20 protein-coding genes and 1 riboswitch are annotated in these 20,561 nt (G+C 63.1%); of the genes, 8 read left to right on the forward strand and 12 right to left on the reverse strand.

The genetic code is table 11. The annotated features are described in order from the left end of the window. Positions 1–5: 5 nt before the first annotated feature. The 10 genes from lipA to ACE3PR_RS16925 form a co-directional block, all read right to left on the reverse strand. Complete coding sequence (gene lipA, locus ACE3PR_RS16880; RefSeq protein ID WP_374374321.1) at positions 6–944, reverse strand: lipoyl synthase; 939 nt, start codon at positions 942–944, stop codon at positions 6–8. An 18-nt stretch (positions 945–962) separates the two neighbouring features. Beyond that, positions 963–2,363 carry a dihydrolipoyl dehydrogenase gene (gene lpdA, locus ACE3PR_RS16885; protein WP_374374323.1) on the reverse strand — a complete coding sequence of 467 codons (1,401 nt, stop codon included), beginning with the start codon at positions 2,361–2,363 and terminating at the stop codon, positions 963–965. Between the two features lie 22 nt (positions 2,364–2,385). Further along, the gene (locus tag ACE3PR_RS16890) at positions 2,386–2,745 is read right to left on the reverse strand and encodes a hypothetical protein (RefSeq protein ID WP_374374325.1); all 360 of its coding nucleotides are present in this window, start codon (positions 2,743–2,745) and stop codon (positions 2,386–2,388) included. A gap of 6 nt (positions 2,746–2,751) precedes the next feature. Then, entirely contained in the window at positions 2,752–3,081 is a 330-nt protein-coding gene (locus ACE3PR_RS16895; protein ID WP_374374327.1) for a hypothetical protein, read from the reverse strand. Between the two features lie 2 nt (positions 3,082–3,083). Continuing rightward, positions 3,084–4,355 carry a pyruvate dehydrogenase complex dihydrolipoamide acetyltransferase gene (locus tag ACE3PR_RS16900; protein WP_374374329.1) on the reverse strand — a complete coding sequence of 424 codons (1,272 nt, stop codon included), beginning with the start codon at positions 4,353–4,355 and terminating at the stop codon, positions 3,084–3,086. A 15-nt stretch (positions 4,356–4,370) separates the two neighbouring features. Then, entirely contained in the window at positions 4,371–5,729 is a 1,359-nt protein-coding gene (locus ACE3PR_RS16905; protein WP_374374331.1) for a pyruvate dehydrogenase complex E1 component subunit beta, read from the reverse strand. A gap of 16 nt (positions 5,730–5,745) precedes the next feature. Beyond that, on the reverse strand, positions 5,746–6,750 hold the full coding sequence (pdhA, locus tag ACE3PR_RS16910) for a pyruvate dehydrogenase (acetyl-transferring) E1 component subunit alpha (RefSeq protein WP_374374332.1): 1,005 nt from the start codon (positions 6,748–6,750) through the stop codon (positions 5,746–5,748). A gap of 238 nt (positions 6,751–6,988) precedes the next feature. Further along, positions 6,989–7,321: a septum formation initiator family protein gene (locus ACE3PR_RS16915; protein WP_374374334.1), complete on the reverse strand. Its 333-nt coding sequence runs from the start codon at positions 7,319–7,321 to the stop codon at positions 6,989–6,991. An 83-nt stretch (positions 7,322–7,404) separates the two neighbouring features. Then, on the reverse strand, positions 7,405–8,685 hold the full coding sequence (gene eno, locus ACE3PR_RS16920) for a phosphopyruvate hydratase (RefSeq protein ID WP_374374336.1): 1,281 nt from the start codon (positions 8,683–8,685) through the stop codon (positions 7,405–7,407). A gap of 94 nt (positions 8,686–8,779) precedes the next feature. Next, positions 8,780–10,033 carry a YihY family inner membrane protein gene (locus ACE3PR_RS16925; RefSeq protein ID WP_374374338.1) on the reverse strand — a complete coding sequence of 418 codons (1,254 nt, stop codon included), beginning with the start codon at positions 10,031–10,033 and terminating at the stop codon, positions 8,780–8,782. Positions 10,034–10,370: 337 nt separating this feature from the next. Here ACE3PR_RS16925 and ACE3PR_RS16930 point away from each other — a divergent pair, with 337 nt between their 5' ends. From ACE3PR_RS16930 to ACE3PR_RS16965, 8 genes are all read left to right on the forward strand, one after another. Next, a complete protein-coding gene (locus ACE3PR_RS16930) occupies positions 10,371–10,982 on the forward strand; it encodes a hypothetical protein (RefSeq protein ID WP_374374340.1) in 612 nt (203 codons plus the stop codon). Positions 10,983–11,003: 21 nt separating this feature from the next. Beyond that, positions 11,004–12,686: a methyl-accepting chemotaxis protein gene (locus ACE3PR_RS16935; protein WP_374374341.1), complete on the forward strand. Its 1,683-nt coding sequence runs from the start codon at positions 11,004–11,006 to the stop codon at positions 12,684–12,686. 134 nt (positions 12,687–12,820) lie between these two features. Beyond that, positions 12,821–14,218 carry an NAD(P)/FAD-dependent oxidoreductase gene (locus tag ACE3PR_RS16940; protein ID WP_374374343.1) on the forward strand — a complete coding sequence of 466 codons (1,398 nt, stop codon included), beginning with the start codon at positions 12,821–12,823 and terminating at the stop codon, positions 14,216–14,218. Beyond that, on the forward strand, positions 14,211–15,449 hold the full coding sequence (locus tag ACE3PR_RS16945) for an NAD(P)/FAD-dependent oxidoreductase (RefSeq protein ID WP_374374345.1): 1,239 nt from the start codon (positions 14,211–14,213) through the stop codon (positions 15,447–15,449). Before ACE3PR_RS16940 ends, ACE3PR_RS16945 begins: the two co-directional genes overlap by 8 nt. A 4-nt stretch (positions 15,450–15,453) precedes the next feature. Next, a complete protein-coding gene (locus tag ACE3PR_RS16950; protein WP_374374346.1) occupies positions 15,454–16,866 on the forward strand; it encodes an FGGY family carbohydrate kinase in 1,413 nt (470 codons plus the stop codon). 25 nt (positions 16,867–16,891) lie between these two features. Beyond that, positions 16,892–17,068, forward strand: a riboswitch (yybP-ykoY riboswitch). Positions 17,069–17,126: 58 nt separating this feature from the next. After that, complete coding sequence (locus ACE3PR_RS16955) at positions 17,127–17,696, forward strand: manganese efflux pump MntP family protein (RefSeq protein WP_374374348.1); 570 nt, start codon at positions 17,127–17,129, stop codon at positions 17,694–17,696. Positions 17,697–17,834: 138 nt separating this feature from the next. Then, entirely contained in the window at positions 17,835–18,482 is a 648-nt protein-coding gene (locus tag ACE3PR_RS16960) for a class I SAM-dependent methyltransferase (protein WP_374374350.1), read from the forward strand. 102 nt (positions 18,483–18,584) lie between these two features. Further along, a complete protein-coding gene (locus ACE3PR_RS16965) occupies positions 18,585–19,418 on the forward strand; it encodes a hypothetical protein (protein ID WP_374374352.1) in 834 nt (277 codons plus the stop codon). On the opposite strand, the gene ACE3PR_RS16970 is transcribed toward ACE3PR_RS16965, so the two are convergent. Next, complete coding sequence (locus ACE3PR_RS16970) at positions 19,415–20,023, reverse strand: PAS domain-containing protein (protein WP_374374354.1); 609 nt, start codon at positions 20,021–20,023, stop codon at positions 19,415–19,417. The genes ACE3PR_RS16965 and ACE3PR_RS16970 overlap by 4 nt on opposite strands. Before the next feature lie 224 nt (positions 20,024–20,247). Continuing rightward, the coding region (locus ACE3PR_RS16975) for an MBL fold metallo-hydrolase (RefSeq protein WP_374374356.1) at positions 20,248–20,561 on the reverse strand (314 nt) is incomplete at its 5' end.

Below are 20,561 nucleotides of genomic sequence, written 5' to 3' on the forward strand. Positions count from 1 at the left end.
GGCGATCAGCGGCCGAGCTGGGCGAGGCGCGCGGATTTCAGACGCTGGAAATCCTCGCCGGCGTGGTGCGAGGAACGCGTGAGCGGCGAGGATGCCACCAGCAGGAAGCCCTTGCCCTGCCCCATCCGCCGCATCTGCAGGAACTCGTCCGGCGGCACAAAGCGATCGACATGGTGGTGCTTGCGCGTCGGCTGCAGATACTGGCCGATGGTCATGAAATCGACCTCGGCGGCACGGAGATCGTCCATCAACTGGCTGACCTCCTCCAGCGTTTCACCGAGCCCGACCATGATGCCGGATTTGGTGAACATCGCCGGGTTGATTTCCTTCACCCGGTTGAGGAGCCGCAGCGAATTGTAATAACGGGCGCCAGGCCGCACCTGGCGATAGAGGCGCGGCACGGTTTCGAGATTGTGGTTGTAAACGTCCGGGCCGGCCTCGACCACGGTCTCGATGGAACGCGGCTTTTTGAGGAAATCCGGCGTCAGAACCTCGATCGTTGTCTCCGGCGTCAGCGCGCGGATGCGCGTGATGGTCTCGGCGAAATGCGCGGCACCGCCGTCTTCGAGATCGTCGCGGTCGACGGAGGTGATGACGATATGCTTGAGGCCGAGTTCCGCCGCGGCTTGCGCCACATGGGCCGGCTCATGCGGATCGAGCTTGTCCGGCCGGCCGGTCGCCACATTGCAGAAGGCACAGGCGCGGGTGCAGACCGATCCCAGGATCATCACGGTCGCGTGCTTCTGCGCCCAGCATTCGCCGATATTGGGGCAGGCCGCCTCTTCGCAGACCGTGTTGAGGCCGAGGCGGCGCATCAGCTTGCGCGTGTTCTGATATTCCTCGCTGACCGGGGCCTTCACGCGGATCCAGTCCGGCTTGCGCAGGAGCGGCGTATCCGGCTTGCGGGCCTTCTCGGGGTGGCGAAGTTCTGGGCTAACAGCCAATTTTTCGACCCTCAATAACTAGATGTGGATAGCGCGGCCATAGGCGGCCAGCACGCTCTCATGCATCGTTTCGGAGATCGTCGGATGCGGGAAGATGGTGTGCATCAGCTCCGCCTCGGTGGTCTCCAGCGTCCGCGCCACTGTATAGCCCTGGATCAGTTCCGTCACCTCGGCGCCGATCATGTGAGCCCCGAGCAATTCGCCGGTGTTGGCATCGAAGATGGTCTTGACCAGGCCCTCGGGCTCGCCCAGGGCAATCGCCTTGCCGTTGCCGATGAAGGGGAAACGGCCGACCTTGACGTCATAGCCCTTGTCTTTCGCGGCCTGCTCGGTGAGGCCCACGGAGGCCACCTGCGGCATGCAATAGGTGCAGCCGGGGATGTTGGCCGTATTCAAGGGATGGACGTCTTTCACCCCGGCGATCTTCTCGACACAGATGACACCCTCGTGGCTGGCCTTGTGGGCAAGCCAGGGCGCACCGGTCAGATCGCCGATGGCATAGACGCCCGGCTCGCCGGTGGCACCATAGCCATCGGTCACGATATGGGTCTTCTCGACCTTTACCTTGGTGCCTTCGAGGCCCAGATTCTCGACATTGCCGACGATGCCGACGGCAAGGATGACGCGGTCCACCGTGATGTCCTGGCTTTTGCCGCCGGCCTCGATCGTCGCGGTCACATTGTCGGCGCCTTTCTTCAAGGCCTTCACATTGGCACCGGTCATGATCTTCATGCCCTGCTTTTCGAAGGCCTTCTGGGCGAAGGCGGAGATCTCGGCATCCTCGACCGGGAGGATGCGCGGCATGACCTCGACCACCGTCACCTCGGCGCCGAGATTGCGGTAGAAGCTCGCGAATTCGATACCGATGGCGCCCGACCCCACGACCAGGAGCGATTTCGGCATCGCGGCCGGCACCATGGCCTCCTTGTAGGTCCAGATCAGCTTGCCGTCGGGCTCCAGCCCCGGAAAGCTGCGCGCGCGGGCACCGGTCGCGAGGATCACGTTCTTCGCGTCGAGATCGGCCACGGGTTTGCCGTCCTTCTCGACCTTCACCTTGCCGGCGCCGTTGAGGCGGCCCTGCCCGTCGAAGACCTCGACCTTGTTCTTCTTCAGCAACATCTTGACGCCGCCCGAGAGCTGGCCCGCGACTTTGCGCGAGCGGTCGACGATCTTCTTGATGTCGAAGGTGACGCCGGTCGCCGAGAAGCCATAGGCATCGGCGTGCTTCAGGAGATGGCCAACTTCGGCCGAACGCAGCAGTGCCTTCGTCGGGATGCAGCCCCAGTTGAGGCAGATGCCACCCAGATGCTCGCGCTCGACTACCGCCGTCTTGAGGCCGAGCTGCGCGGCGCGGATCGCCGCCACATAGCCGCCGGGGCCGCCGCCGATAACGACGAGATCGAAAGAGGTATTGCTCATGGCTCGTCCTTTCCAGGCCCGCTTATTGGGCCGTCACGTCTTTGACACAGGCCAATTCAGCCGCGTCGATCTCTGCTTCCGGCACGTCGGTCGGCCGGATCGTTCCCTGGGCGCCGTAGGTGGTCAGAATTTGATCCGCCGCGCAGCCGCAGATTTCCTCCGCCTGCGCGGGCGCTATCTCGAGCGCCGCCAAAGCCGGATCTTCCTTCAGCAGCTCCGGCAGCTTGACCTTGCAACCCAGCACCATCGAGCGCTTCTGCTGCTCCCGTGCCTCGGGCGTCGAAATATCGATCTCGCGCTGCATGGCCCAGACGAACAGGATGGCGCCGCCGACGATGGCGGCGATCAACAGATAGAGGATGACGCGCGCGACCTTTCGCATGTGAGGTTACTTGCCGTGGCATTGTTCAAAATACGGTTTCATCTTGCCGGCGGCCGGTTCCCGGGTGGGATCGACAGCGAAGGAGATGATCTCCGGCGCATCGAGATGCGAGACCACGGCCTGGGAGGTACAGGCGCAATAGCGCTCGATCCCTTCCGCGACGCCGGCCTGGGCGGCATCCATATTCATGGCCTTGGCTTCCGCCAGCAGACCGTCGCTGCATTGCCTGGCGAAGTAGTCAAAGAACTGCTTCTCCAAAGGCGGGCGCAGATTGTCAGCCACGGCGGGCGCATTCCCGACGATCAGCAGCGCTGCCGCAAACATGAGGCGGCGCACGCTTACACCAGCATCCCGAGCGGATTTTCGATGAGGCGCTTGAAGGCCGCCATGAACTCGGCACCGATCGCCCCGTCCACCACGCGATGATCGACCGACAAGGTGCAGGTCATCACCGTGGCCACCGCGAGGGCGCCGTTGCGCACGACCGGGCGCTGTTCGCCGGCACCCACGGCCAGGATACAGGCCTGGGGCGGATTGATGATGGCGCTGAAATCCTTGATCCCGAACATGCCGAGATTGGAAACGGAGAAGCTGCCGCCAGTGTATTCCTCGGGCTTCAGCTTGCCGGCCTTGGCGCGGCCAGCGAGGTCCTTCATCGCGATCGAGAGTTCCGAGAGGCGCCGCGTATCGGCACTCCGCAGGATCGGCGTGATGAGGCCACCAGGAATGGCGACCGCGACCGAGATATCGGCGGATTTGTACATCTTGACGCCGTCATCCGACCACGAGGCGTTGGCGGCGGGCACCTGCTTCAAGGCGATGGCCGAGGCCTTCACCACGAAATCGTTGACCGAAACCTTGAAGGCCCCTGCCCCTTCCTTGGGCGAGGCGGCGTTCACTTCCTCGCGCAGTTTCAGCAGGCGGTCGATTTCGCAATCCACGGTGAGATAGAAATGCGGCACGAATTGCTTCGATTCCTGGAGGCGCCGGGCGATGGTCTTGCGCATCGAGGTATGGGCGACGAGCTCGAATTCCGGCTCGCCGAATTGCGGGGCACCAGAGATCGCCGGCGCTGTGGCCGCTTGTGGCGCGGCGGCAGGTTTGGCCGCCCCCTTCGGCGCTTTCTCGACATCCGCCTTCACGATGCGGCCATTGGGGCCAGAACCCGCCACGGCGGCGAGATCGATGCCGTTCTGTGCCGCGATGCGCTTGGCCAACGGACTGGCGATCACACGGCCTCCGGAAGACTTGGCCGCTGGCGCAGGTGTCGCCACGGCAGCCGCCGGCGCTGGAGCCGCGGCAGGTGCTGCAGCCGCCGGAGCGGCCGTGGGTTTCGCCGCTGGCGCCTTGACGGCGCCGGCATCCTCGCCCTCTTCCGTCAGGATGGCGATGACGTCGTTGACCTTGACGCCTTGCGCGCCGCCGGGAACCAGGATCTTGGCAAGCGTGCCTTCATCGACCGCTTCAACTTCCATGGTCGCCTTGTCAGTTTCGATTTCAGCCAGCACGTCGCCGGCCTTCACGGCATCGCCTTCCTTCTTGAGCCAGCGCGCCAGATTGCCCTCGGTCATGGTGGGCGACAGGGCGGGCATCAGGATATTGATCGGCATCAGACCCTCCCTTTCCTAGCGGTAGCAGACGCGCTTGGCGGCATCGACGACCCATTCGGGCTGCGGCAGCGAAAGCTTTTCGAGATTGGCGGCGTAAGGCAACGGCACATCGGCGCCGTGCACGCGGGCGACCGGCGCATCGAGATCGTCGAAGGCCAGTTCCATCATCAGCGCGGAGAGTTCCGAGCCGATACCGGCATAGGGCCAACCTTCCTCGACCGACACCAGACGGTTGGTCTTTTTGACCGAGGCAACAATGGTCTCGGTATCGAGCGGCCGGATGGTGCGGAGATCGATCACTTCCGCCTCGATCCCGTCCTTGGCGAGAATGTCAGCGGCCGCCGTGGCGACAGCGACCATCTTCGAGAAGGCCGTGATGGTGACATGCTTGCCGGGCCGCACGATCCGCGCCTTGCCGATCGGCACGACCCATTCGGGATCCTGCGGCACGTCGAAGGACTGGCCGTAGAGCATCTCGTTTTCAAGGAAGATCACCGGATTAGGATCGCGGATCGCGGATTTCAGCAGGCCCTTGGCATCCGCCGCCGAATAGGGCGAGACGACCTTCAAACCCGGGCAATGCGCGTACCAGCTCGCATAACATTGGGAATGCTGGGCGGCGACGCGGGACGCGGCACCATTGGGACCGCGGAACACGATCGGGCAGCCCATCTGGCCACCCGACATGTAGAGCGTCTTGGCGGCCGAATTGATGATGTGATCGATCGCCTGCATGGCGAAGTTGAAGGTCATGAATTCGACGATCGGCCGCAACCCACCGAAAGCGGCACCGACACCGAGGCCGGCAAAGCCGTGTTCGGTGATCGGCGTATCGATGACGCGCTTGGCGCCGAATTCCTCGAGCAGGCCCTGGCTGACCTTGTAGGCGCCCTGATATTCGGCGACTTCCTCGCCCATCAGGAACACCTTGGGGTCGCGGCGCATTTCCTCGGCCATCGCGTCGCGCAAGGCTTCGCGTACGGTCTGGGCCTTGCTGGCGCCGGTATATTCCGGTTCGGAAGCCGGTGCCGTGATCACGGTCGGGGCCGCAACCGAGGACGGCGCAGCGGCCGGTGTCGGTGCTGCGGGGGCCTCCGCTTTCTTGGGCGCAGGTGCCGCGCCCGCGGCTTCATCCTCGCCGCGCAGGATGGCGATCGGCGTGTTGACGGCGACGTTCTCGGTACCACCCTCGATGAGGATGCGGTCGAGGATACCTTCGTCGACGGCTTCCACTTCCATGGTCGCCTTGTCGGTTTCGATCTCGGCCAGAATGTCGCCGGGTTTTACCGCGTCACCGGCGTTCTTGAGCCATTTCGCGAGCTTGCCCTCTGTCATGGTCGGCGACAATGCAGGCATCAGAATTTCAGTCGGCATGTTTTCTTTCCTCCCCTCAGGCTTCGACCAGGATGTCGGTCCACATTTCCGACGGATCCGGTTCGGGAGAGGTCTGGGCAAATTCGGTGGCCAGGGAAACGACGTCCTTGATCTCGCGGTCGATGTTTTTGAGGCCGGCTTCGTCGATCACCTTTTCGCTGAGCACACGGTCGCGCAGGCGATCGATCGGGTCATGTTCCTGCCGCATCTTGGCGACTTCTTCCTTGGTGCGGTACTTGGCCGGGTCGGACATGGAATGGCCGCGATAGCGATAGGTGTTCATCTCGAGGATGTAGGGACCTTCGCCCGAGCGGGCATGGGCGAGCGCCGTCGCCGCGGCTTCCTTCACCTTGACGACATCCATGCCGTCGACCTGCATGCCCGGAATGCCATAGGCAGCGCCGCGATCACAGAGCTTGAGGCCGGCGGCCGAGCGCTGCACCGATGTGCCCATGGCGTATTTGTTGTTCTCGATCACATAGACGACCGGCAGCTTCCAGAGCGCGGCCATGTTGAAGCTTTCGTAGACCTGGCCCTGGTTGAGCGCGCCATCGCCGAAATAGGCCATGTTGACGCCGTTATCGCCGCTGTATTTGTGCGCAAAGCCGAGACCTGTACCGATCGGCACCTGCGCGGCGACAATGCCGTGGCCGCCATAGAATTTCTTCTCGCGGCTGAACATGTGCATCGAGCCGCCCTTGCCCTTGGAATAGCCGCCGCGGCGGCCGGTCAATTCGGCCATGACGCCCTTCGGGTCCATGCCGCAAGCCAGCATGTGTCCATGATCGCGATAGGAGGTGATGACACTGTCCTGAGGCTCCGCCGCCGCCTGCATGCCGACCACCACGGCCTCCTGGCCGATATAGAGGTGGCAGAAACCGCCGATGAGGCCCATGCCGTAAAGCTGGCCGGCCTTCTCCTCGAAGCGGCGGATCAGCAGCATGTCGCGGTAATACTGGATGAGTTCTTCGGACGTAACCTGGCCCGACGCCTTTGCGGCGCGGGACGCGGACTTTGCCATGAGACCCCCCTGACTGGGTTTGGCGTGTTGGCGATAAAACCGCCGCGGCAAGGCACCGCGCGGCTCGCAATCAGCATCCTGCGGGCATTCAGCCCGATGTCAAAGGATGTCGAAAGCGGGGCTGATTATCGTGGTTAACATGACGCAAATCAATAAGCGTTAATTTGTTGATATAACGTAATAAAACAATAATTAACTGAAAAAAAGTTAACTTGTGACAACGGGGCAATTACCGAGGTCAGCCACCAGCCGACACCGATGGGTCGAGAAAGATGATGAGATCGTCGGGATGGGCAAAATTGAGCATGACCCGCGCCCGTTCCTCGAGCATATCGAGATCCAGGGACGTGCTGGAAAGCAAGGTGATACGGCGTTCCAGGGCCAGTCGCTCGGCTTGCAGCGAGGTCGCCTCGGCATTGGCGGCCTTCAACTCCTGATTGATGCGCAGCCAGGCGTAAATGCCGCGATCCCCATGGATGGCATGGTAGACGAAATAGGCCGTGAGGCAGGCTCCCAGAAGCGGGAGCACCACCTGTCGCAGACGACGTTTGATTTCGCGGCCGAATTCCATAGCCCCTAAGGAATCACACCCCGATTCCACCCGTCAACAGAAAAGCGATTCAAGTACTTAGATAACGTCCCGCATGTGGTGACTTAGCCACGCGCAAGTGCTGCGCGGCCACCGTAACCCGCCGCGGCGCCCAACCCCTGTTCGATGCGAATGAGCTGGTTGTATTTGGCGATACGGTCGGAACGGCTGAGTGAGCCGGTTTTGATCTGGCCGCAATTGGTGGCGACGGCAAGGTCGGCGATGGTGGAATCCTCGGTTTCGCCCGAGCGATGCGACATCACCGCCCGGTAACCGGCCTTATGGGCCATTTCGACGGCTTCCAGGGTTTCCGTGAGCGTGCCGATCTGGTTGACCTTGATCAGGATGGCGTTGGCGGTACCGCGCTTGATGCCATCGGCCAGACGTTTCGGATTGGTGACGAAGAGATCGTCACCCACCAATTGCACCCGGTCACCGATACGCTCGGTCAGTGCCTTCCAGCCGTCCCAATCGTCCTCGGCCATGCCGTCCTCGATCGAGACGATCGGATAGGCCTTGGTCAATTGGTCGTAGAGCGCCACCATGCCGGCGGCGTCGAGCACCTTGCCCTCGCCTTCCAGGTGATACTTGCCGTCCTTGAAGAACTCGGTCGAGGCCGAATCAAGCGCCAGGCCGATCTCGACGCCGGGCTTGAAGCCGGCCTTCTCGATCGCCTTCATGATGAAGGTGAGCGCATCCTCGGCACTCTTGAGATTGGGGGCGAAACCACCCTCGTCACCGACATTGGTGTTGTGGCCCGCAGCCTTCAGTTGTGCCTTCAGCGCGTGGAAAATTTCAGCGCCCCAGCGGATGGCCTCGCTGCCGCTGGCGGCAGCCAGGGGCATGATCATGAATTCCTGGAAATCGATCGGATTGTCGGCATGGGCGCCGCCATTGATGATGTTCATCATCGGCACCGGCAGAATGCGCGCCTGGGTACCGCCGACATAACGATAGAGCGGCAGGCCTGCGTCGGCAGCGGCAGCCTTTGCCACGGCGAGACTGACACCCAGGATCGCATTGGCGCCGAGGCGGGCCTTGTTGGGCGTGCCATCAAGCTCGATCATCAGGCGGTCGATCTTGACCTGGTCCTCGGCATCGAGACCGGCGATGGCTTCGAAGATTTCGCCATTGGCGCTTTCGACCGCCTTCAGGACGCCCTTGCCGAGATAGCGGGTTTTATCGCCGTCACGCAGTTCGACCGCTTCGTGGGCGCCGGTCGACGCGCCCGACGGCACGGCGGCCCGGCCGCTCGCCCCGCTTTCCAGGGTCACGTCGACCTCGATCGTGGGATTGCCGCGGCTGTCCAGGATCTGGCGCGCGTTGAGGTCGATAATGGCGGTCATGCGGGGCTCCTGCGGGCGAAAGTAGATTGGCAAATGTCGAGCGATTTATACGGGCGCCCTGCCCGGCCTCAAAGCGAAAATACGGTGGTGCAGTCTAGAGCGCCTTGATGCCACGCAGCGCGGCGGCGACACTTTCCCCGAGCCCAACCTTTTCGGTATCGGCGATACGGTCCATCAGCGGCTTCACCAGGGGGACGATCTCCTCATCGGCATCGCCCAAGGCAAGGCCCAAGTCACGGCACAGATCATAGAGCGCGTAGGTTTCCAGATCCCGGGCCAGGATCCAGCGGTTGTTGTCGCTGCGGGCCACCAGACGCGCCGCCTTCAGGCTGTCCAGCACACCCAGCATGCGGTTGGGATCGGCGGCGAGACTGTCGATCAATTGCTCGATCCGCTGGCCGCCGCCATGGCTCTGGGCGCGTGCCAGTTCAGCGAGTGTGCCAAGAGCCAGGCTGAGGAGATCGCTGCGCCGGGCCATGGCGCCGACGCTGCGCCGCCCGGAGCGCCATTCCGGCAATGCCGCCGCCACTTCGGCGCCGATGAGGACCGTCACCCAGACCAGATAGGTCCAGACCAGAAAGATCGGGATGGTTGCGAGCGCGCCATAAACAACCTGATAGCCGCCGAAATGTCGGAGATAGAGTCCGAAGCTGCTCTTGAGAATTTCAAAGATGAGCGCGGCGATCAGCGCGCCCACCACCGCATCGCGCATGCGCACGGGGCGCGTCGGCATCAGACGGTAGAACAGTGCGAAGCCCAGGGCCTCGAACAGGAAAGGCAGGAAACCGGTCAGCACTTTGACGCCGGTCGAAAGGCCGTAGAAATCGGCGCTGCCGGCCATCGAGAAGACATAGGTCGAGATCGAGAGGCTGGCGCCGAAAAGAATCGGCCCCAGGGTCAGGAGAACCCAATAAATCGGAAAGCGATGCAGGCGGCTTCGCTGCGACGTCACGCCCCAGACCCGATCGAAGGCCACCTGGATGTTGTTGATGAGCAGAAGGGCCGTCACCACAATGCCGACGATGCCGGCGGCCGAGGTTTGTCCGGCCTTGTCGACGAAGCCCTGCAGATAGGTGGTGGCGATGTCGGCAAGATCCGGCGCCAGATTGCTGGCGAGGACGGTGATGAGTTCGCCGCGCAGATTGGCAAAGGCGGGAAAGGCCGCGAACATGGCAAGCCCGATCGCCAGCATCGGCACCATGGAGAGCAGCGAGGTATAAGAGAGCCCCGCCGCGATGGTGGTGCAGCCGTCTGCCTGAAACCGCTGCCAGAGATAGGGCAGAAAAGATTGCGCCGCGCCGCGCGCTCGGTCGGCCATCTCGCGGGCACGCTCGAGTCTGTGCCGCACATCTTCATTCTGTTCAGGTTGTTCGGGAGAATCCGAGGTCATCATCCGTTTCCGCATATTCCGTGCAAATGCGAGTTTATAGCAAAGTGCGTCCGAGCCATAACGCCGGGTTACGACAACATTCCCGTGGCGTGGAAAATAATCGCTGAATATTCATCAGTTCCAATACTGATAGGATTATCAACACACGCGTCAATATTGCTGCCGCGACGTGATTATCCCCGTCAAATTGCCACTTTGTAATCATTTCAATCTGTCGCTGTCGGCGTTATCGCAATCATTTATTTACGTTTTAGGTTTTACTTAAAAGCTGTCAGTTTCTTTACGGAGCAGCCTTATGCGTACGGCCCCTCATTTTCTCGCGGCCATCCTTCTCGCGGCGGCGATGAGCATCAATTCCGCCGCGGCTCAGGATGCTCAGCCGATCCCGCCCAGTATCATTTCGCCCGAAGTCATCGCCGAGATGCGCGAGCGCATCGTGCAGCCGGTGACGATCCTGTCGATCCAGGCCGCCAATACCGCGCATGTCAACGTCGATCAGGCGACCATCGACCAGATGGATGCGAGCTGGAAGTCGGAAGCGGAATCGGACGATCAGCCTTTGATCGCCGAAATTCTCAGCAGCCCGCTCTCGAACTACCTGCTCTACATCCAGGCTGGCTCGGCCGGGCTCTATACCGAGATCTTCGTGATGGACAAGTTCGGTCTCAATGTCGGTCAGAGTTCGGTCACCTCCGATTACTGGCAAGGCGACGAGGACAAATTCCAGAAGACCTTCGCCGTCGGCCCGGATGCCGTCTTCATCGACGAAGCCGAATTCCACGACGAGACCAAGACCTGGCGCACCCAGGTGAACCTCACCGTGGTCGATCCGGCAACCAATGAATCCATCGGCGCCGTCACCATCGAATTCAATCTCACCGAGTTGCAGCGCCGGTTGCAGAGCTGAACGGAAACGAGGCACCCCATCATGAATTTTGCCAATCTCACCGTTGCGAAGAAGCTCATCCTGGCATTTGCGTTGCTGGGCCTGATCATCATCGTCTCGGGCGGTATCTCGATCATGCAGACCTTCCGCATCCAGGCCGCCAATGCGGTCAGCGACGCGGCGGAACGGCAGGCCAGTTCCATCGCCGCCACCCTGGCGGAAGCCGCCAAGATGCAGAACCTCATCCGCGGTCTGTTGGTGACCGGCAGTTCAGCCTATTCCCGCGCCTATGAAACCGAGAGCAGCGCATTCGACGCCGCCTTGCAAGCTGCGAGGGAAGCCGCGGCCGGCGAACAGGCCCTGATCGCGCAACTGGATATGATCAGCGCCGCCGTCGCGGAATGGCGCGACGGGCCGGTCGCGACCCAGCTTGCCAAGATGCGGCACCCGGGCACGGTCAACGAAGCGCGCGCCATCGAAGTGACCGGTGCCGGCGAGCGGCTCACCGACAAGCTGGACGCCGCCAGCAAGGAATTGGCCGCGGCGATCCAGGGCAATACGGCTCATGCGAATACCGAAATCAGCAGCGCGCTGGGCACCACGCTGTTCACCGTGATCGGCAGCGCGGCGATCATGCTGGTCGCCGCCGTGTTCTTCTTCTTCCTGCTTTCGCGCTCGATCGGCTCGCCGATCCGCACGATTACCGACACCATGAAGGCGCTTGCCGCCGGCAATACCTCGGTCGAGATTCCCTATGCCGCCCGCGCCGACGAGGTCGGCAATATGGCGGCGGCGGTCGCTGTCTTTGCCGAGAACATGCGCAACAACGAACGCCTGCAGCGCGAAGCCGCGGAACAGCAGGCCGCCCGTGAAAAGCGCGCACAACGCATGACGGAACTTGCCCGCGGCTTCGACCAGGAAGTGGAGACGATTCTGCAAGCCCTGGTGAAATCGGCCGGCGATCTCGACAACACCGCGGAATCGCTGACCAAGCTTTCGAGCGAATCCCTGGAGCAGGTGCAGAAGGTGGCAGCGGCGGCCCAGGAGGCCAGCGCCAATGTCTCGACCGTGGCGGCGGCAACGGAGGAACTCTCCAGCTCGATCATGGAGATCAGCCGCCAGGTCTCGAGCCAGGCCACGATTGCCGCGGCCTCGACCCATGCCATCAACGACACCACCGACCGGGTCGTGCTGCTGACCGAGGCGTCGACCAAGATCGGCGACGTCGTTCGACTCATCACCGAGATCTCGAACCAGACCAACCTCCTCGCTCTCAACGCCACCATCGAAGCAGCGCGCGCCGGCGAGGCGGGCAAGGGTTTCGCGGTCGTCGCCAACGAGGTGAAGAGCCTCGCCAACCAGACGGCGCGCGCGACCGAGGATATCGCGGTCCAGGTCTCCTCGATCCAGAACTCGACGCAATCGACGGCCGATTCCATCCGCACGGTCGGCGATCAGATCCGCCAGATGTCGGAAATTTCCGGCGGCGTCGCGGCGGCGGTCGAGGAGCAGAATGCCGCCACCAAGGAAATCTCGCGCAATATTCAGGAAGCCTCGATGGGCAACCAGGAGGTTTCCGAGAAGATCGAATTCGTGGCGCAGGCCGCCGGGCAGACCCAGAACGCCACGGCGACGGTGCTCGACGCGGCGCGGCTGCTGGGCCAGAACACGGCCACCATCCGTCAGACCATCGAACGCTTCATCAGCGACGTCCGTTCGCTTTAACCCCTTCCGCCGAGGGATGGCCGCGCCATCCTTCGGCGCCATCCTTCGGCGCCATCCTTCGGCGATTGACCTTCGCTTCGCCGATACCCTAACATCCCGGCGCATTTCACGCCTGTTCGGGATGAATCATAGCCATGGCGCGGCCGGAAGCCGAAGGAACACCGCAAGCGGCGGCCGATCGCAAATGGGACATCGCTGTCATCGGCGGCGGTGTCGTCGGCTGCGCCGTGGCGCGGCGCTTCGCCCTGGAAGGTGCGAGCGTGGTACTGCTGGAGCGCGCGCCGGATATCCTGGCCGGGGCCAGCAAGGGCAACAGCGCCCTCCTCCATACCGGTTTCGACGCCCCGCCGGGTTCCCTGGAACTCCGTTGCATGCAGGATGGCTACCGGGAATATCTGGAGATCCGGGAGCGTTTCGCCCTGCCGCTGCTGGAGACCGGGGCCGCCGTCGTCGCCTGGGGCGATGAAGACGCGGCCAAACTCGACGGCATCGTGGCACAAGCGCATCAGAACGGCGTCGCCGACGTGCGCCGCATCGACCGTGCCGAGCTGCTGGCGCGCGAGCCGCATCTTTCGCCCGACGCGCGGGGGGCCGTGCTGGTGCCGGGCGAGCATGTAATCGATCCCTGGTCGTCGCCTTTGGCTTATCTCAGACAGGCGATGGCGCATGGTGCCACGGTTCTGCGGAACGCCGCGGTCACGGCGGGAAATTTCGACGGTGAAGGGTGGGTGTTGCAGACCGCACAGGGAAAAATCTCGGCGCGGCTGGTGATCAATTGCGCCGGATTGTTCGGCGATCATCTGGAACGCGACCTCCTTGGCGCTTGCGATTTCGAGATCCGGCCGCGCAAGGGGCAATTCGTCGTCTACGACAAGGCGGCCTCGACCTTGCTGCGCACGATCATCCTGCCGGTGCCGACCGAGCGCACCAAAGGCATCGTCGTCTGCCGGACCATCTTCGGCAATGTGCTGGTCGGGCCGACGGCGGAAGAACAGCCGGAGCGCGACCGCGCCGCCCTCGATCACGACATGCTGGAACAATTGCGCGTGGCCGCGGCGCGTATCCTGCCGGGCCTTGCCGGGATACCGGTGACGGCGACCTATGCCGGCTTGCGGCCCGGGACCGAGCGCAAGGAATACCGGATCGCGGCCAAGCCGGCGCAGAACTGGATCAGTGTCGGCGGTATCCGCTCGACCGGCCTCACCGGGGCGCTGGGGATCGCGCGCCATGTCTGGTCGCTCTATGCCGAGGCGGGAAACCGGCACGCCGCGCCGACCGATCTGGTCTGGCCACAAATGCCCAATCTTGCCGAGCACGAGGCGCGCGACTGGCAGCGCCCCGGTTATGGCGAGATCGTCTGTCATTGCGAGATGGTGACGCGGCGCGAGATCGAGGCGGCATTGCAGGGACCGCTTGCCGCCGGCGATCCTGGCGGCTTGAAGCGCCGCACGCGGGCCGGCATGGGGCGTTGCCAGGGTTTCTATTGCGGTGCCCATGTCGCGGCCCTCAGCAAGGGGCGCTTCCGTGTCTGAGGTTCTTGCAATCGATGTCGCGGTCATCGGCGGGGGCCCTGCGGGCCTCGCCGCTGCCATGGCCTTGCGTGAAGCCGGTGTTGCGAGAGTCGTTGTCTTCGAGCGCGAGACCAGCGCCGGCGGCATCCCGCGTCATTGCGGGCATCCGCCCTTCGGCCTGCGCGAATTCAACCGTGTGCTCACGGGTCCGCAATATGCGAAGCGGCTGGCTGAAGCAGCCAAAGCGGCGGGCGTCGAGATCCGTTTGCGCCATTCCATCACTCGCCTGGGTGCCGGCGGCATGCTGGACGTCGCGAGCCCCGAGGGTGCGATCGCGGTTACGGCCAAGCGCGTGATCTTGGCGACCGGCGTGCGCGAAACGCCGCGCAGCGCACGCCTCATCGGCGGCGACCGGCCGCAAGGCATCGTCAATACCGGCGCGCTGCAGGCCTATACCTATCTGGAACATCTGCAACCCTTCCGGCGGCCGGTGATCATCGGTACGGAACTGGTCGCGTTCTCCGCCTTGCTCACCTGCCGCAAGGCGGGGATGCGACCGGTCGCGATGATCGAGGCCAATGACCGCGTCACTGCGCGCTGGCCAATTGCCTGGGCGCCGCGCATCTTCGGCGTGCCCTTGCTGCTCTCCACCCAACTCGCGGAAATACGCGGCAGGACCCAAGTCGAGAGTGTCTTGGTGAAAGGGCCGCACGGCCCGCGCGAGATCGCCTGCGATGGCGTAATCCTGAGCGGATGTTTCCAGCCGGCGTCGGAACTCGTTCGGGGAAGCCATCTGGCGCTCGATCCAGGGAGTGGCGGACCCGTCGTCGACCAGATCGGCCGTTGCTCCGATGCCGCCTATTTCGCCGCCGGCAATCTTTTACGCGCCGTCGAGACTGCCGGTTGGTCCTGGCGCGAAGGGCGCCGCGTGGGCACCGATGTGGCGCGGGACATCGTATCGCCGGCCGAAACACCCGCACGCCAGGTGACGATCGAGCACGCGCCGCCGATCAAGCTCGTCGTGCCGCAACGCCTCACCTTCCCTGCCAAGGGAGAGGGCATTACCGATTACATCCAGTTGCGGGTGAGCGCGGCTGTGAGCGGTGATCTCGTCGTGCATGCGGGCGGGCAGCGCGTCTGGCGGCAGCGAATCTCGGCTTTGCCGGAGCGGCGCATCCTCATCCCGCTTTCCGCCTTGCCCGTCCCGGCCGATGCCGCGACGCTCCGCATCTCAATCGACCAGGCGGACTGATTTCATGGCGATTGTCGCGATCGATCAGGGAACGACTTCCACGCGGGCCTTGCGTGTCGAGGACGACGGCAATGCCCGGATCGTCCATGGCATCAAGCATCACCAGCATCTGGGTGCCGACGGACGGGTCGAACATGATCCGGAAGAACTGATCGTCCATATCCGCGCCTGCCTCGCCGCCGCCGGCAAGGTCGATGCGATCGGCATCGACAATCAGGGGGAAAGCTGCCTCGCCTGGGATGCCGAAACCGGTCGCGCGATCTCGCCGGTGATCGTCTGGCAGGATTCGCGCACAGCTGCCAAGATCGAGCGTTTGAAGGCATCCGGTGCCGAAGCGGAAACGCTGGCGCGGGCGGGCCTGCCTTTGGATGCCTATTTCTCGGCCGCGAAACTGCGCTGGCTGCTGGATCATGTGCCGGAGGCAAAAGACCTGCTGAGGCAGAAACGCCTGCGCCTCGGGACCACCGATGCCTTTTTCTTGCAGCGCCTCACCGGAATCTGCGCCACGGACAGCAGCACTGCCAGTCGCACTTCGCTGATGAATCTGGCGAGCTGTACCTGGGATCCCGTGCTGTGCGAGCTCTTCGGCGTGCCGATCGAAACACTGCCGGAAATCCGTTCGACCGTGGGCGATTTCGGCGCAATCGGCGGAACCCCCGTAACGGCTTCCGTGGTCGATCAGCAGGCAGCACTTTACGGCCATGGCTGCCGCAAGGCCGGCGATGCCAAGATCACCTTCGGCACCGGCGCCTTCGCATTGGCGGTGACCGGGGTCGAAATTCTGCGCCGGCCAGACCAGGGATTGCTGCCCACGCTGGCCTGGCAGATCGGCGCCGAGCGCGTCTATGCCCTCGATGGCGGCGTCTACAATGCAGGTTCTGCGATCGACTGGCTGCTGAAACTGGGGCTGGTGCCGGATATCGACGCACTCAACAGATTCACGGCAGCGCCGGCGATCGAGCGCGGCCTGGTTTTCGTCCCGGCCCTCTCCGGTCTCGCGTGCCCGCATTGGGATCGGTCGGCAGCCGGAATGTGGCTCGGCATGGGGCTGGAAACGAGCGCGGTCGATCTGGCCCAGGCGGTGATTGAAGGCATTGCCCTGCGTACCGCCGAAGTGATCGCCGCGATGGCTGCCAATGTTGCCATCGGCGGCCGCATCTCGGTCGATGGCGGCCTTACCCGCAATCCATATTTCCTGCGCTTTCTCGCCAATGCCCTGGGGCGCGACCTGGTGACGCGGGATTTCGACGAGCTGACGGCATTCGGCTGCGCGGCCCTCGCGGCGCAAGGCATTGGCCGCCAACTGGAATTGCCGCGCGGCGGCGAGGCAATCATCGCGCCAGATCGAGATGGTCGCATCTGGTGCGAACGATTTGCAGATGCTGTCTCTCGCGCCAAGGTCTGGCGCCAAACTTGACAGGCATCCTCCCAGACATTATTGCCAAACCAGCATTGGGGAGTAGTTACCTGCCGGAGACATGACAGGGCGCATATCAACATACTTGAGAGAGCGATCTTTCATGGTATGCGCAGATTTCGATGCTTGGTGCGACGCCGCTTAAGCGCCGCTGCCCAAGGACCGGAACCGGACGAGACCAGTGGCACGCACCCATCCCGAACAAGCCAGCGGGAGAGGCACGTGGCCGCTGACTCACACCTGGCTTCGGGACCTAGCAGATGACCATCGCCACCTCCCTCGCTCTCGCCTTTTCGCTTTCCGCCGATGCCTTCGCCGCGTCGCTTGGCAAGGGTGCCGCCTTGCACAAACCACGCCTGGGTGAGGCCGCGCGCATCGCCGCCTATTTCGGCCTCTTCGAATTGGGCGCCCCACTCATCGGCCTGGCGCTCGGCTACACGATCGGCGGGTATATCGAGGCGGTCGATCACTGGATCGCCTTTGCCCTGTTGCTCGCGGTCGGCGGGCGCATGTGCTACCTGGCCATCGCGGGCAACGAAGATGAAGACGCACCCAAACCCAAGCGTCACGGCCGCCTCGTCTTGATGGCCACAGCCATGGCAACCAGCATCGATGCGACCGCCGTCGGCGTCACCCTCGCCTATATGGACCTCCATATTCCGATGACGATCCTGCTCATCGGCTTCGTCACCTTCGGTATGACGTTAAGCGGCGTCCTGATCGCCCGCGTGGTCGGCCCGATCCTCGGCCGCTGGGCCGAATTCATCGGTGGGCTCTGCCTCGTCGCTATCGGGGTGAAGCTCCTGTTCGAGCATGGGGTGTTTGGGTGAACGCATGGAGCCATGCTGGTTCCACATTGCCCACCTCATTGACGCCGGCCATCGCCCACATCTAGCCTTCAGTCCTGCATTGAGAGGTGTGCCATGGATCGTCCGGATTGGTACTATGTCGATCTCACGCAAGTGGGCATGAATTTCGACGACGCTGCGGAAGTTGCCAGCTATGACGCGCGGCAGGGCGGCGATCCCGCCGAGGATCGCGGGTTGCTCGAAGGCCTGGGACTGGGCGTTGATGAAGCTATGGCGGATATTGGCTGCGGCACCGGTATGCTGGTCGTGGAGGCTGCGAAGCTCTGCCGTGAAGCCCATGCGGTCGACATTTCCACCGAAATGCTGGGCGTGACCCTGGCTCGGGCGAAAGCGCAAAATCTCACAAATGTCGTGCCGCACCGAGCCGGATTCCTCAGCTATGAACTGCCCGATTCATCGCTGGATCTCATCACCAGTAAATTCGCCCTGCACCATCTTCCCGACCTTTGGAAAGGTGTTGCACTTGCGCGTCTACATCGAACCTTGAAACCGGGTGGCCGCTTGTTCCTGCGCGACGTGGTGTTTTCCTGCGACCCCGCCGAGATACCCACCGTCTCCGAAGAATGGATCGCCTGGATGTCTGCCAACACCGGCTATAGCCGCGCCGAAGTAGCGCAACATATCCGCGACGAACACAGCACCTTCTCCTGGATCATGGCGGGGCTTATCGAACGGGCAGGTTTCCGCATCAACCATGCGGAATATTCGATGCGAATCTATGCTGACTATATTGCCGAAAAGACCTGAGGCTGCGGCGCATCGTTCCATGGCGCGATTAAGACGATCGATGACGCTGGATGCCGGTCTGATTGGGTCCGGTCTTGCCAGCATTCCGCTATGACAGACGTGATGCAAATTGATGAGATGCTGCCGTCGCTGGAGATCGGGCGGCGGGTGCTGGCGGGCGAGTTGATCGTTTGGCGGCGCCGGCCTGCATTGGCGGCATTGGTCACGCGCGCGGATGCATTGCTGCGCGCGGGACTGGACGGCGATCCGCTGACGGCCGAAGCCAGGCTTGCGCCCGAGGATTTCATCAAACGCGTGCGGCGGCTGCGCGCTGCCTTCAAAACCGATTCCGAGATCAATGCGACGTTCAAGACTGCGCTGGTCGAATGCGGTCTCGATTCAGCGGATTGTTACTGGGACCCATTGCAATTGCGCGCCGTGCCGGGGCAGGCATCGCATCACGCGCGGCGCATTCTGCCCCTGCCCGCCCATCGCGACAATTGGGGTTCCAATATTCCGCAGCAGATCAATTGGTGGTCGCCGCTCTATCCCATCGCCGAAACCCGCACGATCCTGTTCTACCCGGAATACTTCGCGCAGGCCGTCGCCAACAGCAGTGCCGATTGGGACTTCGAGGAATTGAAACGGTTGATGGCGGAAGGCAAGGCAGACCACTATCCCGTTTTGCCGGTATTGACCGAGGAATTGCCGGCGCGTGCCGCCCTGCCCGTCGTGCTGGAACCCGGTGACATGCTGGCCTTTTCCGGGCAGCACCTCCATGGCAGCATCGCCACCGACGGCAAAACGCGGTTCAGCATCGAGAGCCGCACGATCAATCTTGGTCATCGCGATGCCGGGCTGGCGGCGCCCAATGTCGATGGGCGCGCACCGCGCATCGTGCCGGATTGGTTCGAGCATCTGACGAACGGCGAGAACCTCGGGGAAATCTGGCGCTAGGGCTTGCGCCCGAACCAGCGCGCGAGTTCGGCGCGATCGACATCCTGCTGCCAGTCGGAAGCTTTGATAATGTCAGGCCGGTCGGGATAGAGCGCCAACAGGCAGATGTCGACACCACTGCCATCGGTCGTGAAGGGCAGGATCAGGCGGTGATAACCAAAGGTGCGCCGCGTCAGCCAGAAGCGCATATGCCGGTAATGCGGCGCCCGGCTGTCGACCACCTCGGCATAGGCTTTCATCACTTCGCGGCGGATGCGCTTTGAATAAAGTTCGTCGATATAGCGCCCGGTGAGCTCGGCGCCGGCCAAATCATTGAGCGCGGTGCCGACCAAGCGGTACCGTGCCCGGAACGGCAGGCGGGTGAGTTCGACGATTGCCAGATGACCGAGCCACGGCCGCAAGGCTTCCGGCTGAATGCGCGCCCGGCGGGGAAGAATGTCTTGGGCAGCCCATTCCGCCCAGAGAGCCAGCAGTCGCGCGAGACCCTCATGCCGGATCGGCGGCTGAAGCGGCGCCCCGCCGGCTGATTCAGGGCCGGCTGAATCAGGGCCGATTGGATCGGTGTCGTGATGATGCCCAAAGAGCGAGTAGATCCGCGCGGTCATTCCCCTCGGTATCCCGTCCCCCACAAGATCGGCGCCGCCAAGTCAGGGCGGCACATCTCATTTCTTAACGCTCCATAATGAGAAGGTTCCCAGCGATCGCCCTCAGAAGGCCACTTTCAGGCCCCGGGATAATCAATAAAGGCAGTTGGATCGCGGATTGGAAGGGTGTCAGACAAGAGAAAGAACGGGGGCGTGCAGCTGGAGACCCGCCCGAGCCATGATCCTCAACCGGCAGAGGGGCGGAAAGGCGCTACGTCCGGCACCTCGATGGCGAGGCCGTCATAGGCCGGCTCGACACCCGCCGGGCAGCGCGCCTTGATGACGTCGTAATCCACCAGATGGTTCATATGCGTGAGGATCGTGTGTTTGGGGCGCAGCATCTCGACCCAGGCCAGGGCCTGATCGAAATGGGCATGGGTGTTGTGCGGCTCGAAGCGCAGGCAATCGACGATAAAAAGATCGAGCCCATGAAGGTGAGCCAGGCTTTCGCCCGGCAGCGCCACGCAATCGGTCGAATAGGCGACATTGCCGATGCGAT

This window comes from Dongia sp. (assembly GCF_041909655.1).
Taxonomy (GTDB): Bacteria; Pseudomonadota; Alphaproteobacteria; order Dongiales; family Dongiaceae; genus Dongia.

Bases quoted from the DNA above. Each gene is read 5' to 3' on its own strand.
- lpdA (WP_374374323.1), bottom strand. From the start codon at position 2,363: ATGAGCAATACCTCTTTCGATCTCGTCGTTATCGGCGGCGGCCCCGGC.
- eno (WP_374374336.1), bottom strand. From the start codon at position 8,685: ATGACCGCCATTATCGACCTCAACGCGCGCCAGATCCTGGACAGCCGC.
- ACE3PR_RS16965 (WP_374374352.1), top strand. From the start codon at position 18,585: ATGCAAATTGATGAGATGCTGCCGTCGCTGGAGATCGGGCGGCGGGTG.
- ACE3PR_RS16950 (WP_374374346.1), top strand. From the start codon at position 15,454: ATGGCGATTGTCGCGATCGATCAGGGAACGACTTCCACGCGGGCCTTG.
- ACE3PR_RS16935 (WP_374374341.1), top strand. From the start codon at position 11,004: ATGAATTTTGCCAATCTCACCGTTGCGAAGAAGCTCATCCTGGCATTT.
- ACE3PR_RS16900 (WP_374374329.1), bottom strand. From the start codon at position 4,355: ATGCCGATCAATATCCTGATGCCCGCCCTGTCGCCCACCATGACCGAG.
- pdhA (WP_374374332.1), bottom strand. From the start codon at position 6,750: ATGGCAAAGTCCGCGTCCCGCGCCGCAAAGGCGTCGGGCCAGGTTACG.
- ACE3PR_RS16960 (WP_374374350.1), top strand. From the start codon at position 17,835: ATGAATTTCGACGACGCTGCGGAAGTTGCCAGCTATGACGCGCGGCAG.
- ACE3PR_RS16955 (WP_374374348.1), top strand. From the start codon at position 17,127: ATGACCATCGCCACCTCCCTCGCTCTCGCCTTTTCGCTTTCCGCCGAT.
- ACE3PR_RS16970 (WP_374374354.1), bottom strand. From the start codon at position 20,023: ATGACCGCGCGGATCTACTCGCTCTTTGGGCATCATCACGACACCGAT.
- ACE3PR_RS16905 (WP_374374331.1), bottom strand. From the start codon at position 5,729: ATGCCGACTGAAATTCTGATGCCTGCATTGTCGCCGACCATGACAGAG.
- ACE3PR_RS16915 (WP_374374334.1), bottom strand. From the start codon at position 7,321: ATGGAATTCGGCCGCGAAATCAAACGTCGTCTGCGACAGGTGGTGCTC.
- ACE3PR_RS16930 (WP_374374340.1), top strand. From the start codon at position 10,371: ATGCGTACGGCCCCTCATTTTCTCGCGGCCATCCTTCTCGCGGCGGCG.
- ACE3PR_RS16940 (WP_374374343.1), top strand. From the start codon at position 12,821: ATGGCGCGGCCGGAAGCCGAAGGAACACCGCAAGCGGCGGCCGATCGC.
- ACE3PR_RS16890 (WP_374374325.1), bottom strand. From the start codon at position 2,745: ATGCGAAAGGTCGCGCGCGTCATCCTCTATCTGTTGATCGCCGCCATC.